Source organism: Sphingomonas sp. Leaf412 (assembly GCF_001425405.1).
Classification (GTDB): domain Bacteria; phylum Pseudomonadota; class Alphaproteobacteria; order Sphingomonadales; family Sphingomonadaceae; genus Sphingomonas.
On record NZ_LMQP01000001.1, the window covers coordinates 151,974 to 167,472 of the forward strand.

At 71.8% G+C, this 15,499-nt stretch carries 10 protein-coding genes; 9 read left to right on the forward strand and 1 reads right to left on the reverse strand.

The features are described from left to right. The first annotated feature begins 37 nt into the window (after positions 1-37). The 5 genes from ASG29_RS00660 (at position 38) to ASG29_RS00680 (ending at position 7,773) form a co-directional block, all read left to right on the forward strand. A complete protein-coding gene (locus ASG29_RS00660; RefSeq protein ID WP_055978718.1) occupies positions 38-1,588 on the forward strand; it encodes a cryptochrome/photolyase family protein in 1,551 nt (516 codons plus the stop codon). A gap of 92 nt (positions 1,589-1,680) precedes the next feature. Continuing rightward, positions 1,681-5,226: a hydantoinase B/oxoprolinase family protein gene (locus ASG29_RS00665; RefSeq protein WP_055978720.1), complete on the forward strand. Its 3,546-nt coding sequence runs from the start codon at positions 1,681-1,683 to the stop codon at positions 5,224-5,226. Continuing rightward, a complete protein-coding gene (locus ASG29_RS00670) occupies positions 5,226-5,876 on the forward strand; it encodes a DUF969 domain-containing protein (protein WP_055978723.1) in 651 nt (216 codons plus the stop codon). Before ASG29_RS00665 ends, ASG29_RS00670 begins: the two co-directional genes overlap by 1 nt. Next, entirely contained in the window at positions 5,873-6,778 is a 906-nt protein-coding gene (locus ASG29_RS00675) for a 5-oxoproline transporter, DUF979 family subunit (protein WP_055978727.1), read from the forward strand. Before ASG29_RS00670 ends, ASG29_RS00675 begins: the two co-directional genes overlap by 4 nt. After that, on the forward strand, positions 6,775-7,773 hold the full coding sequence (locus ASG29_RS00680; RefSeq protein ID WP_055978730.1) for a DUF2891 domain-containing protein: 999 nt from the start codon (positions 6,775-6,777) through the stop codon (positions 7,771-7,773). The genes ASG29_RS00675 and ASG29_RS00680 overlap by 4 nt, the downstream gene beginning before the upstream one ends. 62 nt (positions 7,774-7,835) lie before the next feature. Here the strand turns inward: ASG29_RS00680 and ASG29_RS00685 are convergent, their stop codons facing one another. Continuing rightward, the gene (locus ASG29_RS00685) at positions 7,836-8,288 is read right to left on the reverse strand and encodes a YaiI/YqxD family protein (RefSeq protein WP_055978733.1); all 453 of its coding nucleotides are present in this window, start codon (positions 8,286-8,288) and stop codon (positions 7,836-7,838) included. A gap of 96 nt (positions 8,289-8,384) precedes the next feature. Between ASG29_RS00685 and ASG29_RS00690 the strand changes: the two genes are divergently transcribed. From ASG29_RS00690 to ASG29_RS00705, 4 genes are all read left to right on the forward strand, one after another. Beyond that, positions 8,385-11,786: an amidohydrolase family protein gene (locus tag ASG29_RS00690; RefSeq protein ID WP_055978736.1), complete on the forward strand. Its 3,402-nt coding sequence runs from the start codon at positions 8,385-8,387 to the stop codon at positions 11,784-11,786. A gap of 118 nt (positions 11,787-11,904) precedes the next feature. Next, positions 11,905-13,134, forward strand: coding sequence for an NAD(P)/FAD-dependent oxidoreductase (locus ASG29_RS00695; protein WP_055978739.1), 1,230 nt, complete (start codon positions 11,905-11,907; stop codon positions 13,132-13,134). Between the two features lie 81 nt (positions 13,135-13,215). Beyond that, complete coding sequence (locus ASG29_RS00700) at positions 13,216-14,742, forward strand: putative bifunctional diguanylate cyclase/phosphodiesterase (protein ID WP_156457821.1); 1,527 nt, start codon at positions 13,216-13,218, stop codon at positions 14,740-14,742. Beyond that, positions 14,739-15,473, forward strand: a complete 735-nt coding sequence (locus ASG29_RS00705; RefSeq protein WP_055978745.1) for a LysM peptidoglycan-binding domain-containing protein — start codon at positions 14,739-14,741, stop codon at positions 15,471-15,473. Before ASG29_RS00700 ends, ASG29_RS00705 begins: the two co-directional genes overlap by 4 nt. Positions 15,474-15,499 lie beyond the last annotated feature (26 nt).

Here is a 15,499-nt window from a genome sequence, read left to right on the forward strand (position 1 = left end):
GTGCATCCGCGCCCCCGCCCGTGCGTTGACCCCACGCATGACGATCCTCATCCCCGTTCTGGGCGACCAATTGTCGCACGGCCTCGCCTCGCTGCGCGACGTCGCGCCCGACGATGCGGTCGTGCTGATGATGGAGGTGGCGGACGAGACGACCTACGTCCGCCATCACCAGCGCAAGATCGCGCTGGTCCTGTCCGCGATGCGCCATTTCGCGGACGAGCTGCGCGCGAAGGGCTGGACCGTCGACTACGTCCGCCTCGACGCGAAGGGCAACACCGGCAGCTTCGGCGGCGAGGTCGCGCGCGCGGCGAAACGCCACCGCGCCACCGCGATCCGCGTCGTGGAGCCGGGCGAATGGCGCGTGAAGGAGGCGATGGAGGGCTGGCAGACCGAAACCGGCCTGCCGGTCGACATCCTGCCCGACGATCGCTTCATCTGCTCCACGCTCGAATTCCAGACCTGGGCGCAGGCGCGCAACGAGCTGACGATGGAATTCTTCTACCGCGACATGCGGCGGAAGACCGGCCTGCTGATGACCGCGGACGGAAAGCCGGAGGGCGGACAGTGGAACCTGGACAAGGAAAACCGCGCGCCCCCGAAACGCGGGCTGAACTATCCCGAACCGATGCGCTTCACGCCCGACGACGTGACGGACGAGGTGATGGCGCTGGTGGCCACCCGCTTCGACACGCATTTCGGCCGGCTGGAGGGATTCGCGCTGCCCGTCACGGCGACGCAGGCGCGCCGCGCGCTGGCGCATTTCGTCCGCACCGCCTTGCCCGATTTCGGCACCTATCAGGACGCGATGGTGACCGGGCAGGACTGGCTCTACCACAGCTGGCTCAGCCCCGCGTTGAACCTCGGCCTGCTGACCGCGATCGAGGTCGCGCAGGCGGCGGCGGATGCGTACGAGGCGGGCGACGTGCCCCTGAACGCGGCGGAGGGCTTCATCCGCCAGGTCATCGGCTGGCGCGAATATGTCCGCGGTTACTATTGGCTGGAAATGCCCGAGGTCGCGGAGGCCAACGCGCTGAAGGCGACGCGTGCGCTGCCCGAACTCTACTGGACCGGCGACACCGACATGCTGTGCCTGTCGGAGGCGGTCCGCAACACGCGCGACCACGGCTATGCGCACCATATCCAGCGGCTGATGGTGCTGGGCAATTTCGCGATGCTGGCGGGCGTCGACCCAAGGCATGTCTCGGACTGGTTCCTGGTCGTCTACGTCGACGCCTATGAGTGGGTGGAGCTGCCCAACGTCATCGGGATGAGCCAGCACGCCGACGCCGGGCGACTGGCGACGAAGCCCTATGCCGGCGGCGGCGCGTACATCAACCGCATGTCGGACCATTGCGGGACGTGCCGCTACGACGTGAAGAAGAAGGTCGGCCCCGACGCCTGCCCCTTCAACGCCTTGTACTGGCATTTCCTGTCGCGCCACGAACGCCGGTTCCGCCGCAACCGGCGGATGGTGCAGATGTACGCCAACTGGGACCGGATGAAGCCCGACGTGCGCGACGCCTATCTGGCCAGCGCCGACGCCTTCCTCGCCACGCTGGAGGACGCGGCCCCCGGCTGGGCGCGCTGACGAACCGCCGCCGGCATTTCCTTCCCCGTCCGGACGCGTCGACCGGGTAAAGTGGGGCAGACAGCGCCGCCCCCGGCGCGATAAGGCACGGCATGACCGATACGCCCCCCGCCCTCGTCCGCATCGCGATCGACCGCGGCGGCACGTTTACCGATGTCGTGGCGGAACGCAGCGACGGGACGATCGCGGTCGCGAAGCTGCTGTCGGTCGATCCCGGCCGCTACGACGATGCCGCGGTGGAGGCGATCCGGCGACTGACCGGGATCGCGGACGGCCCCCTGCCCGCGACCGACGTCCGCATCGGCACCACGATCGCGACCAACGCGCTGCTGGAACGGCGCGGCGAACCGACCCTGCTGGCGATCACGCGCGGCTTCGGCGACGCGCTGACGATCGGCTATCAGGACCGGCCCGACATCTTCGCGCGCGACATCCGCCGCCCGCCCCCGCTGGCGGCGCGCGTGGTGGAGGTGGACGAGCGCGTCGACGTCGACGGCAACGTCGTCCGCGCGCTCGACCTCGCCGCCGCCGACGCCGCCTTCCGCGCGGCCTATGACGACGGCCTGCGCAGCATCGCGATCGTGCTGATGCACGGCTGGAAACATCCGGCGCACGAGGCTGCGCTGGCCGATCTGGCGACCGGCATCGGCTTCGCACAGGTATCGGTCGGCCACCGCGTCGCCCCGCTGATCCGGCTGGTCGCGCGCGGCGACACCACCGTGGCGGACGCCTATCTGTCGCCCGTCCTGCGCCGCTACGTCGCGGGACTGGAGGCGGCGCTCGGCACCGGCGCGCTTTTCATGCAATCGTCCGGCGGGCTGGTCGACGGCCACGCCTTCCACGGCAAGGACGCGCTGCTGTCCGGCCCCGCGGGCGGAATCGTCGGCATGGCGGCGGCGGCGAAAGCGGCGGGCGCGGACCGCGTCATCGGCTTCGACATGGGCGGCACCTCCACCGACGTGTCGCTGTGGGCCGGCGACTTCGAACGGCGGCAGGAAGCGGTGATCGGCGGCACGCGCGTCAGCGCGCCGATGCTGCGGATCGATACCGTCGCGGCAGGCGGCGGATCGATCTGCGCCTTCGACGGCGGACGCTTCACCGTCGGCCCGGCATCGGCGGGCGCGGACCCCGGCCCCGCCTGCTACCGCCGCGGCGGGCCGCTGACCGTCACCGACTGCAACCTTTTGCTCGGCAAGATCCGGCCGGAACTCTTCCCCGCGGTCTTCGGCCCAACCGGCGACCAGCCGCTCGACTCCGACGCCGCCGCCGCAAGGCTCGATGCGCTTCTGGACGAGGTACAGGCCGCGACCGGCACGCGCCCCGATGCGATGGACGCCGCCGCCGGGCTGGTCAGCATCGCGGTCGCCAATATGGCCAACACGATCAAGGCGGTGTCGGTCGCGCGCGGCCACGATCCCGCGGGCTATGCCCTGATGAGCTTCGGCGGCGCGGGCGGGCAGCATGCCTGCCTCGTCGCCGACGCGCTGGGGATGGAGACGGTGCTGGTCCATCCGCTGGCGGGCGTCCTGTCGGCCTACGGCATCGCGCTGGCGGACCGCCGCCTCGTCCGGCAGCGGACGCTGGGCATTCCGCTGGCCGATCCCGCATGGCGCGCGGCACTGGCCGCGCTCGCCGCCGATACGCAGGCCGACCTGCCCGGATCGACGACGATCGCCACCGCGCTGCTTCGCTATGCCCGCACCGATCAGGGCATCGACGTGGCGGTCGCGGACGATGCCGCGATGACCGCCGCGTTCGACGTCGCGCATCGCGAACGCTTCGGCTTCACCGGCGACGACGGGCTGGTGGTGGAACGGATACAGGTGGAGGCGGTCGCCCCCACCCGCCCACTGGCCGCGGGCCATGAGGCGACGGCCGCGGCGACCGACGACGGCGTCGATGCCTTCATGGACGGCGAAACCCGCCCCACGCGCCTCGCCCGCCGCGATGCCCTCGCGTCGGGCACGCGCATCGCCGGGCCCGCGCTGATCGTCGATGCGACCTCCACCACGGTGGTCGAGCCCGGCTGGACCGCCGCGGTGCTCGACGACGGCACGCTGCGCCTGACGCGTACCGTTGCCCGCGCCGCCGCCACCGCGGATGCCGCCGCCGACCCCGTCCGCCTCGCCATCTTCGCCGGCGTGTTCATGGGGCTGGCGGAGGAGATGGGCTCCGCGCTCCAGCGCAGCGCCGCCTCGGTCAACATTCGCGAGCGGCTCGACTTCTCCTGCGCGATCTTCGACGCCGATGGCTTCCTGATCGCCAACGCGCCGCACATCCCCGTCCATCTCGGCTCGATGGGCGATTGCGTCCGCCACCTGATCGCCAGTCGGCGCGCGATGCGAGTCGGCGAGGCCTATGCGGTCAACGACCCGTTCCGCGGCGGCACGCACCTGCCCGACATCACGGTCGTCCAGCCCGTGTTCGCGGGGCAGGACCGGCCCGCCTTCTTCGTCGCCGCGCGCGGGCATCATGCCGACGTCGGCGGCACCAGCCCCGGATCGATGCCCGCCGACAGCCGCAGCATCGCGGACGAGGGGATCGTGTTCGACGACGTGACCGTCATGGCCGACGGCATCCTGCGGGCCGCCGACCTGCGCGCGCTGCTGGCGAGCGGCCCGCACCCTGCGCGCAACATCGACCAGAACATGGCCGACCTCGCCGCGCAGCTCGCCGCCTGCGCGCGCGGGGCGACGGGGCTGGAACGGCTGGCGGCCGAACAGGGCGTGGCCGTCGTCACCGCCTATATGGCGCATGTGCAGGATCATGCGGCGGCGCTCTGCCGCCGCCTGATCGCGACGCTGTCGGACGGCGCGTTCGCCTACGCCACCGACGACGGCGCGACCGTGCGGGTCACGGTCCGCGTCGATCGCGATGCGGGCGCGCTGACGGTCGACTTCACCGGCACCAGCGATCAGCGGCCCGGCAACACCAACGCCCCGCTGGCGGTGGTGCGCGCCGCGGTGCTGTACGTGCTGCGGACCTTGGTGGCGGACGACGCGCCGCTCAACGACGGCTTCCTGCGCCCCGTGACCTTGATCGTGCCGGAGGGATCGATGCTCAATCCGCGCTTCCCCGCCGCCGTCGTCGCGGGCAATGTCGAGACCAGCCAGGTCGTCACCGACGCGCTGATGGGGGCGCTGGGCGCGATGGCGGCGAGCCAGGGGACGATGAACAACTTCACCTTCGGCGACGACACGCTGCAATATTACGAGACGATCGCCGGCGGCGCAGGCGCGGGCGATGGCTTCGCGGGCGCGAGCGCGGTGCAGACGCACATGACCAACAGCCGCCTGACCGATCCGGAGGTGCTCGAAACGCGCTTCCCCGTCCTGCTGGAGGAATTCTCGATCCGTCGCGGCTCCGGCGGCGGCGGCGCGTGGGCGGGCGGCGACGGCGCGACGCGACGGGTGCGCTTCCTGCACCCGATGAAGGCCAACATCCTCAGCAACCGCCGCCGCATCCCCCCCTTCGGCATGGCGGGCGGCGGGGACGGCGCGACCGGCGCGAACCGCATCGAGCGCGCGGATGGGAGAATCGAGCGACTGGGCGCGGTCGCCGCGGCGCGGATGGAGGCGGGCGACACGTTCGTCATCGAAACGCCCGGCGGCGGCGGATACGGAAAGGCGAACCGCTGATGCTGGTCCTGTCGGGCATCGCGATCATCGCTTTGGGATTCCTTCTGCGCTTCAACCCCCTGCTCGTGATCGTCGTCGCCGCCTTCGCCACCGGCCTCGCCGCGGGGCTGGACCCGCTTGCGATCCTCGCGCGCTTCGGGAAGGCGTTCAACGACACGCGCTACGTCACCGCCATCTACATGGTCCTGCCCGTCATCGGCCTGCTGGAACGGTTCGGGTTGCAGGATCGCGCGCGCGGGCTGGTCGCGGGGCTGCGCGGGCTGACCGTGGGGCGGCTGCTCGCGGGCTACCTGCTGTTCCGGCAGGTCAGCGCCGCGCTCGGCCTGACCGCCATCGCCGGACCGGCGCAGACCGTCCGCCCCCTCGTCGCCCCGATGGCGGAGGCGGCGGCGGCGGCGCAGGGGAACGACGACCCCGACCATGTTCGCGCATTGGCGGCGGCGACCGACAATATCGGCCTGTTCTTCGGCGAGGACATCTTCATCGCGATCGGATCGATCCTGCTGATGAAGGGAGTGCTGGAGGGGTACGGCATCGTCCTGGCGCCGTTCCAGCTGTCGGTCTGGGCGATCCCGACCGCGATCGCCGCCTTCGCGATCCACGGTTTCCGGCTCTGGCTGCTCGATCGCAGGCTGGGCCGCAGCCGATGATCGGCCTCGGCTTCGTCTATACCGTCGCCGGGCTGGTGTTCGCGGGGGTCGCCCTTCTCGGCGCGCACGACCGGCGCTGGGCCAATGCCGCGTTCCATGCGCTGATCGCCGCGTCCTTCCTGGCGGGCGACCGCATCGGCGATCTCGGCAACGGCCTGCTGGTGCTGGCGCTGGTGGGCGTCGCCACGTCGGGCAGGATGCGCCGCGGCGAACCGGCGGCGGAGGGCACGACCGACCTGCGAAAGCCGCTGATCGCGCTGGCGCTCGTCATCCCCGCCTGCGCCTTGCTGGGCACGCTGGCGGCAGAGCGGATGCCGACGCTGATCGATCCCAAACAGGCGACGTTGGTCGCGCTGACCGCGGGCGTGCTGGTGGCCATGCTGCTGTGCCACCTGATCCTGCGCCCCGCCCCGCTCGCGGGCCTGCGCGCCGGACGACGCCTGCTGGACGAGATCGGCTGGGCCGCGGTCCTGCCGCAACTCCTCGCCAGCCTCGGCGCGGTGTTCGCGCTGGCGGGGGTGGGGGAGGTCGTCGGCGGGTTGGTCGGACAGGCGATCCCGGCGGGCAGCATCGCGGGCGCGGTCGTCGCCTACGGCCTCGGCATGGCGCTGTTCACGATCGTGATGGGCAACGCCTTCGCCGCCTTCCCCGTCATGGCCGCGGCGGTGGGCGTGCCGCTGCTGATCCGGCAATATGGCGGCGACCCCGCCCCGGTTGCGGCGGTGGGGATGCTGGCGGGCTTCTGCGGCACGTTGCTGACCCCGATGGCGGCGAATTTCAACATCGTGCCCGCCGCGCTGCTGGAATTGCGCGACCGCTACGGCGTGATCCGCGCGCAGGTGGCGACCGCAGTGCCGCTGCTCGGCTTCAACCTGTTGCTGTTATGGTGGGTGGTGAGATGATCGATCCCGACACGGCCGCGCGCTTCGCCCGCATCACGCTGGCGCATGTCGGGCGCGAATATCCGCACAAGCTGGACCACGTCCTGTCGGGGCCGCAGGATGCCGCGACCCCGTCCGCGCTCCACCCGATCTTCCACGGCAGCTTCGACTGGCACAGCTGCGTCCACGCGTGGTGGCAATTGCTGACGCTCCTGCGCCGCGCCCCCGACATGCCCGAGGCAGCGGCGGTCAACACCCGCGCCGACGCGATGCTGACCCCCGCGCTGGTGGCGGGCGAACTGGCCTATCTCGACCGCCCCGACAGCGGGGGGTTCGAGCGGCCCTACGGCTGGGGCTGGCTCCTCGCGCTGCATGACGAGGCCGCACGCCACGATGCAGGCTGGGGGGATGCGCTGGAGCCGCTCGCCCGCGCCTTCGCCACGCGGTTCGCGGGCTACCTGCCGAAACTGACCTACGCCGTCCGCGCCGGCACGCACGGCAACACCGCCTTCGCGCTGGTGCTGGCGCACGACTGGGCGACGACGCACGATCCCGCGCTCGCCGCGCTGATCGGCGAACGCGCACGGGACTGGTTCGCGACCGACCGCGCGTGCCAGGCGTGGGAACCATCGGGCGATGACTTCCTGTCGCCCGCGCTGGTCGAGGCGCTGTTGATGAGCCGCATCCTGCCCGCCGACGCGTTCGCGACGTGGTTCGACGCCTTCCTTCCCGACCTGGCGGGCGGCGAACCCGCGACGCTGTTCACCCCCGCCACCGTGTCGGACCGCAGCGACGGAAAGATCGCGCACCTCGACGGCCTGAACCTCAGCCGCGCGTGGTGCTGGCGCGGCATCGCCAGCGCGCTCGGCCCCGGCCACCCGGTCGCGTCGCCCGCGCTGCACGCGGCGGAGGCGCATCTCGCCGCCAGCCTGCCGCACCTCGACGACGATTACGCGGGCGCGCACTGGCTCGCGACCTTCGCGCTGCTGGCGACCACCGCGTCATTGCGAGCGTAGCGAAGCAACCCAGGGTGCCGCGCGCCACACGGGATTGCCGCGCTACGCTCGCAATGACGGCGTCACCGCCGCAACCGCACGAGTGCCGCATCGAGCGCGGACAGGAACCGCGACCGATCCTCCTTCGCGAACGGCTTCGGCCCGCCGATCTGCTCGCCGCCTGCGCGCAGGTCGCTCATGATCGCGCGCACCGCCACCGCATTGCCGATCGAGCTGGACGTAAACGCCTTCCCCGTCGGCGACAGGACCGTCGCCCCCGCCTTCACGCACCGATCCGCGAGCAATATATCCGCGGTCACCACCACCGCCGCCGTATCCGCGCGTTCCGCGATCCAGTCGTCCGCCGCATCGAACCCGTCGTCCACGACGACGCGCGTCACCAGCGGATGCGCGGGAATGCGCAGATGCTGGTTGCTGACGATCGTCACCGGCACCGCCAGCCGCCACGCGACGCGATAGATCTCGTCCTTCACCGGGCAGGCGTCGGCGTCGACGAGGATGCGGATCGTGGTCATTCCCCTCCATGCCACGCGCATACGGGGGTGCGAAGCATTTGACGCGTGACGCGCGCGACGGATCGTCTAGGTTCCCGCGCGATCAAGGGGATTTCCATGACCGTCACGCATCGTACCCTCACCGCCATCGCGCTCGCGCTGTTCGCGGGCCACCTGTCCGCACAGGTCGCGCCCCCGGTCGAAAAGCCGGTGGAGAAGACGCAGGCGCCCGAGAACGAGGCGACGGCCCCGATGCCCGCCCCCACCGGCGCACCCGTCGCCCCCGCGCCGACCGCGACTCCCGCGCCCGCCGCGGCGAAGAAGCCCGCAAAATGGGACGTCAACGCCCCCCGCGGCCTGACGACGCGGACGGCGCGGATCGCGGTGGACGAAGGCAGCTGGATGAACGTCGACGTCTCCCCCGACGGCCGCACGCTCGCCTTCGACCTGCTCGGCGACATCTACACGATGCCGATCGCGGGCGGCACGCCGACCCGCATCGCGGAAGGGCTGACGTTCGAGCATCAGCCGCGCTTCTCCCCCGACGGCCGCCGCATCGCCTTCACCTCCGATCGCGGCGGCGGCGACAACATCTGGGTCATGAACACCGACGGCAGCGACAAGAGGCAGGTGACGAAGGAGGACTTCCGCCTGCTGAACCAGCCGACGTGGAGCCCCGACGGCCGCTTCATCGCGGCGAAGAAGCATTTCACCACCGGCCGCTCGCTCGGCACGGGCGAGGTCTGGCTGTACCACGTGTCGGGTGGCGGCGGGGTGCAGCTGGTCAAGCGCGCCAGCGAGCAATTGCAGAAGGAACTGGGCGAGCCGATCTACGCCGCCGACGGGAAGAGCATCTTCTACACCCGCAACGTCTCCCCCGGCCCCATTTTCGAATATGCGCAGAATTCGCGCACCAGCCTGTTCGAGATCGAACGCTACGACATCGACAGCGGGGAAGTGACCACCGCGGTTTCCGGCGTCGGCGGCTCGGTCCGCCCGACGCCTTCGCGCGACGGGAAGCGCATCGCCTTCGTCCGCCGCGACAACAACGTGTCGAAGCTGTGGGTCAAGGACCTCGCCACCGGCGTGGAACGCATCGTCTACGGCCCGCTCGACCGCGACGTGCAGGAGACCTGGGCCGTGACCGGCGTGTACCCCAATTTCGCCTGGACGCCGGGCGACAGGGAAATCGTGTTCTGGGCCGGCGGCAAGCTGCGCCGCGTCAATGCGGACGGATCGGGCGCGGCGGTGATCCCGTTCCGCATCGACGACACCCGCACGATCGTCGCCGCGACGCATCCGCAGGTGGCGGTCGCGCCCGATCGCTTCGCGACGAAGATGCCGCGCTGGGCCAGCGTCTCGCCCGACGGCCGCACCGTGGTGTTCGAGACGCTGGGCAGATTGTGGACGAAGCCGGTCGCGGGCGGCACCGCGCGGCGGCTGACGCGCGGCACCGACGAACTGGAACTGTTCCCGGCCTGGTCGCGTGACGGGAAACGGATCGTGTTCGTCGGCTGGACCGACGCGGGGCTGGGTCAGGTCCGCACGATCGCGGCGACCGGCGGCACGGCGAAGGCGGTCACCACGGCGGCGGGCCATTACACCCGCCCGCAATTCTCCCCCGATGGCCAGACGATCGTGTTCGAACAGGGCGCGGGCGGCGGGCTGACCGCGGCGCGCGGCGCGGCGGGCACCGGCGTCTACCGCGTCGCCGCCACGGGCGGCACCCCCGTACTGGTGACGAAGGACGGGTCGACGCCGCAATTCGGCGCGACCAGCGATCGCGTCTTCCTCGTCGCGCGCGAAAAGGACAAGCGCCAGTTGGTCAGCACCGACCTGAACGGACAGGACCGCCGCGTCCACGCCGCGGGCGAGCTGGTCAACGACTATCAGGTCTCGCCGAAGGGCGATCATGTCGCCTTCCGCCAGAATTACGAGGCGTTCGTGATGCCGCTCCTCCCCGGCCGCCAGTCGGTCGACGCGGACATGAAGGGCGGCCCCCTGCCCGTCACCCGCGTCAGCGCGGACGGCGCGGACTTCATCCACTGGTCGAATGACGGGCGGCAGGTGCACTGGAGCGCCGGCCCGACGCTGTTCACCGCCGAAACCGCCGCGCTCTTCCGCGCCGCCCCCGCGGGCGAGGACGCGCCGAAATTCGTCGCCCCGCGCACCGGCATTTCGCTGTCGATGGACATCGCCGCCGACAAGCCGACGCGCACCGTCGCGCTCACCGGCGCGCGCGTCGTGACGATGGCGAGCGCGGACGGCGGCATCGTCGACGACGCCACGATCCTGATCCGCGGCGACCGCATCGTCGCGGTCGGCCCGCGTGCCGGCATCGCCGTGCCCGCGGGCGCGACGACGGTGGACGTAACCGGCAAGACGATCATCCCCGGTCTGGTCGACGCGCACGCGCACGGCCCGCAGGGGGAGGACGAGGTCGTACCGCAGCAGAACTGGTCCGCGATGGCCAATCTCGCGCTAGGCACCACCACCGTCCACGACCCGTCGTCGCGCTCCGCGGAGATCTTCCCCGCCGCGGAGATGCAGCAGGCGGGCATGATCCTGGCCCCGCGCACCTTCTCGACCGGCGAGATCGTGTACGGCGCGAAGGCGGCGGACGTGTACGCGCAGATCGATACCTACGAGGACGCGCTGGCGGTCGTCCGCCGGCTGAAGGCGCAGGGCGCGCGCAGCGTGAAGAACTACAACCAGCCGCGCCGCGAACAGCGCCAGATGGTCGTCGCCGCCGCGCAGGCGGAGGGGATGGAGGTCGTGCCCGAGGGCGGCTCGCTCTACACGCTGGACATGTCCCTCGTGCAGGACGGCAATTCCACCGTCGAGCACAATGTCCCGCTGGAGCATTTCTACGCCGACGTGGTCGACCTGTGGGCGCAGAGCGGCGTCGGCTACACCCCCACGCTGGTCGTCGCCTATGGCGGCCCCGCAGGCGACCCGTACTGGCGCGCGCACAGCGACGTGTGGCGCCACCCCCTGCTGTCGCGCCACGCGCCGCCCGCGCTGCTCGCGGCGCAGAACGCGCGGCGGGAGATCGCGCCGGAGGAGGATTACGTCGACGGCGCCACCGCGCGCGAGGCGAAGAAGCTGGCGATGAAGGGCATCCCCGTCGCGATCGGCGCGCACGGGCAGCAGCCGGGGCTGGGCGCGCATTGGGAGATGTGGAGCTTCGCCCGCGGCGGCTTCACCCCCGTCGAGGCGTTGCGCGCGGGCACGATCGCGGCGGCGACCTCGCTCGGCTATGCGAAGGACGTCGGCTCGCTGGAGGCGGGGAAGCTCGCCGACCTCGTCGTCCTGAACGCCGATCCCACGACCGACATCCGCAACAGCGACAAGGTGGCGCAGGTGATGCTGGGCGGCCGCCTGTACGACGCCGCGACGCTGAACGAGGTGGCGACGGGGACGCGCAAGCGCCTGCCCTATTGGTGGGAGGGCGCGACCGGCGGCGCGGATACGGGCGCGAAGGCCACGGTCGGCCATGGGCACGGTGACGTGGACTGAGGGTGGCCGCGTTCCTGCGAAAGCAGGAACCCAGGGCCGCAGGCGACACCGTTCGTGACTCCGGGTTCCTGCGTGCGCAGGAACACGGCGCGCGCATGAAGGAAGGACCGACACCAGAATGACCGAACGCTTCGATATCGTCATCGTCGGCGCGGGACACGGCGGCGCGCAGGCCGCGATCGCGTTGCGGCAGCAGGGTTTCGCGGGCACGATCGCGCTGATCGGCGACGAGCCCGACCCGCCCTACGAACGCCCGCCGCTGTCGAAGGACTATCTGGCGCGGGACAAGCCGTTCGAACGCATCCTGATCCGCCCCGAATCCTTCTGGCGCGACCGCGACGTGACGATGCTGCTGGGCCGGCGAGTCGCGGCGGTCGATGCGGCGGCGCATCGCGTGACCCTCGCCGACGGGACCCCGATCGATTACGGCATTCTGATCTGGGCGACCGGCGGCACACCCCGCCGGCTGACCTGTTCGGGCCACGACCTGACCGGCGTCCACGCCGTGCGCACCCGCGCCGACGTCGACCGGCTGATGGCCGAACTGCCCGCGACGACCCGCGTCGTCGTCGTCGGCGGCGGCTATATCGGGCTGGAGGCCGCGGCGGTCCTGACGAAGCTGGGCAAGCACGTGACGGTATTGGAGGCCGCCGACCGCGTGCTGGCGCGCGTCGCGGGCGAGCCGCTGTCGCGCTTCTACGAGGGGGAACATCGCGCGCACGGCGTCGACCTCCGGCTGGGCGCGACGGTCGACTGCATCCTCGGCGCCGACGGCCGCGCCACCGGCGTCCGCCTGGCCGACGGCGAGACGCTGGCGGCGCAGATGGTCGTCGTCGGCATCGGCGTCGTTCCCGCGGTGGAGCACCTGCTGGCGGCGGGGGCCGACGGCGACAACGGGGTGAGGGTCGACGCGCAGTGCCGCACCTCGCTGCCCGATGTCTTCGCGATCGGCGATTGCGCGCTCCACGCCAACGATTTCGCGGACGGCGCGTCGATCCGGCTGGAATCGGTGCAGAACGCCAACGATCAGGCGACCGTCGCCGCGCGCGCGATCCTGGGCGGGACCGATCCCTATCATGCGGTCCCGTGGTTCTGGTCCAACCAGTACGACCTGAAGTTGCAGACCGTCGGCCTGTCGACCGGCCACGACCGCGCGATCCTGCGCGGCGATCCGGCGACGCGCAGCTTCTCGCTCGTCTACCTGCGCGACGGACGCGTGATCGCGCTCGACTGCGTCAACGCCGTAAAGGACTACGTGCAGGGCAAGGCACTGGTGACCGGCCGGGTCGCCGCGGACCCGGCGTCGCTCGCCGACGCGGCGACGCCGTTGAAATCGCTCGTGGGGTAACCGCCGTCATGCCGGATCGCAGGGACCGCGATCCCCCGGGTTAACCGGTTGATATCCCGCCGCCGATAGGAATCGTCGCGAATGCGCGACCGATTCCCAGCCCCGGCCCCGTGCCGCCCGAGTCGCACGCTCGGCCTGGTCGCCCTGGGCGTGGGCGTGGCGGGCGCCGCGGTCGACAGCGCCTGGCCCGGCCTCGCCGCCGTCGCCGCGCTCGCGGCGCTGTCGTGGCGGCGCCCCGCCCCGGCGGCGGCGACGCCGGACGCCCCCCCGATCGCGCCCCCGCGGGAGGAGGTGCATCCCGTCAGCGGCCTGCCGACGCGCGAACCTTTGCTTGCGACGATGGCGGCCGACGCGCGCGGCACGCTGGGCGTGCTGGCGTTCCGCGACTACGACCGGCTGTGCGCCTTCGACCCGCAGGCCGGCGACCGCGTCCTGCGCGTGCTGGCCGACCGGGTACGCGCGATGCTGCCGCCGTCGCGCACGATCGCGCATGTCGACCGCGGCCACCTGGCGATCTGGATCGATGCGGCATTGGCGCCCGACGCCGCCGAGCGCGAACTGAAGGCCGCAGTGTACGCGCTGGGCACGTTGGTCGCGGACGACAGCGGCGCGATCCTGCCGGAGGTGGCGCTGCGTCACGTCGCGTTCGATCGCGCGGCGGAGACGGCGGACGTGGCGCTGGCGCGCACGATCGCCTCCTTCGCGGTGGTGGACCTCGACGGCGATGCCGCCCCGGCGCAGCAGGTGATCCAGGCGCGCGACCGTTTCCTGCTGGAACAGGACCTGCGCCAGGCGCTGGCGCGCGCCGAACTGCGCCTCGCCTATCAACCGCTGATCGATGCAGGCGAGGGGCGGGTCTGCGGGGCGGAAGCGCTGCTGCGCTGGGATCGTGCGGGCGGCGCGGTGCCGCCGGCGCAGTTCGTGCCGATCATGGAAAGCGCGGGGCTGGCGCGGGACATCGGCCTGTGGGTGATGAACGCCGCGTTGCGCCAGACCGCGGACTGGGCGCAGCCCGGCCTGTCCCCGTTGCGGATCGCGGTGAACGTGTCGGGGCAGCAGATGACCGACGACGACCTGCCCGCGGTCGTCGCGCGGATGCTGGCGCGCCACGGCATTCCGGCCGACGCGCTGGAGGTGGAACTGACCGAAAGCGTCGCGCTGGACGATACCGGCCAGGCCGCGCGGCTGGTCCGCGCCTTGCGGACGCAGGGCGTGGCGGTTGCGATCGACGATTTCGGCACCGGCTTTTCCAGCCTCAGCACGATGCGCCGCCTGACCTTCGACAAGATCAAGATCGACCGCGAATTCGTCACCGACGTCCACCGCCGCCGCGAAAGCCAGGCGATCTGCCAGAGCGTCATCGCGCTCGGCCGCGGCCTCGGCATCCGCGTGCTGGCGGAGGGGGTGGAACAGCGGGCGGAGGTCGAATGGCTCCGCCGCCACGGCTGCCGCTATTTCCAGGGCTATTATTTCTCCCGCCCGCTCGCCCCCGCCGATTTCGCGTCCTTCGCCGCGGATACCGGCCGTCTCGCCATCCTGCTCGCCGACGACGTCGCATCGCTGCGCCGCGATATCGTCGCCCGCGATTCCGTGAGGTTCCACGCATGACCCGTCGTACCGCCGCCCCGTTGGGCCTGATGCTGCTCCTCGCCGCCTGTTCGGGGGGAGATCGCCCGGCGCCCCCCGGCACCGCCGCCTCCGCGCCCGCCGCCGCGCCCGACACGATCCTGTCGCTGCTCGACCAGGGCGACGTCGGCGCCGCACGCAAGCTGCTGAAGGCGGCGCTGAAGCGCGAACCGATGAACCCGTCGCTGCTGGTGCTGAAGGATTCGATCGACCGCGATGCGAAGGAGATGCTCGGCCCCGACAGCTACGGCTATACCGTGCAGCCGGGCGAGACGATGACGCTGCTGGCGCAACGATTGCTGGGCAACCGGCTGAAGGCGTATCAGCTGGCGCGCTACAACGGCATCGATCGCCCCGCGTCGCTGGCGGCGGGGCAGGCGATCCGTATTCCGGGCACCCCGCCGCGCCGCGCCGATCCGCCGCGTACCGCCGAACCACGCGCGCCTGCCCGGTCCCCCCGCCCGCCCGCCGCGACCGCGCCGGCAAGGCCGTCTGCGCCCCGCCCGCCCGCCCCCACGGCCGCCCCCGCCGCCAACCCCGCCGCCGCACGACAGGCGCGCGCCGCGGGCCTCGCCGCTTTGAACCAGGGAAAGGTGAACGTCGCGGTCGCCCAGCTTCGCCGCGCCGCCGCGCTCGATCCGGGCAACCCCGTCATCGCACGCGACCTGTCCCGTGCCCAGCGCATCGCCGCCACGGTCCGCACCCGCCGCTAAGCCTTTGGTTACGCCTGCCCCGTTAG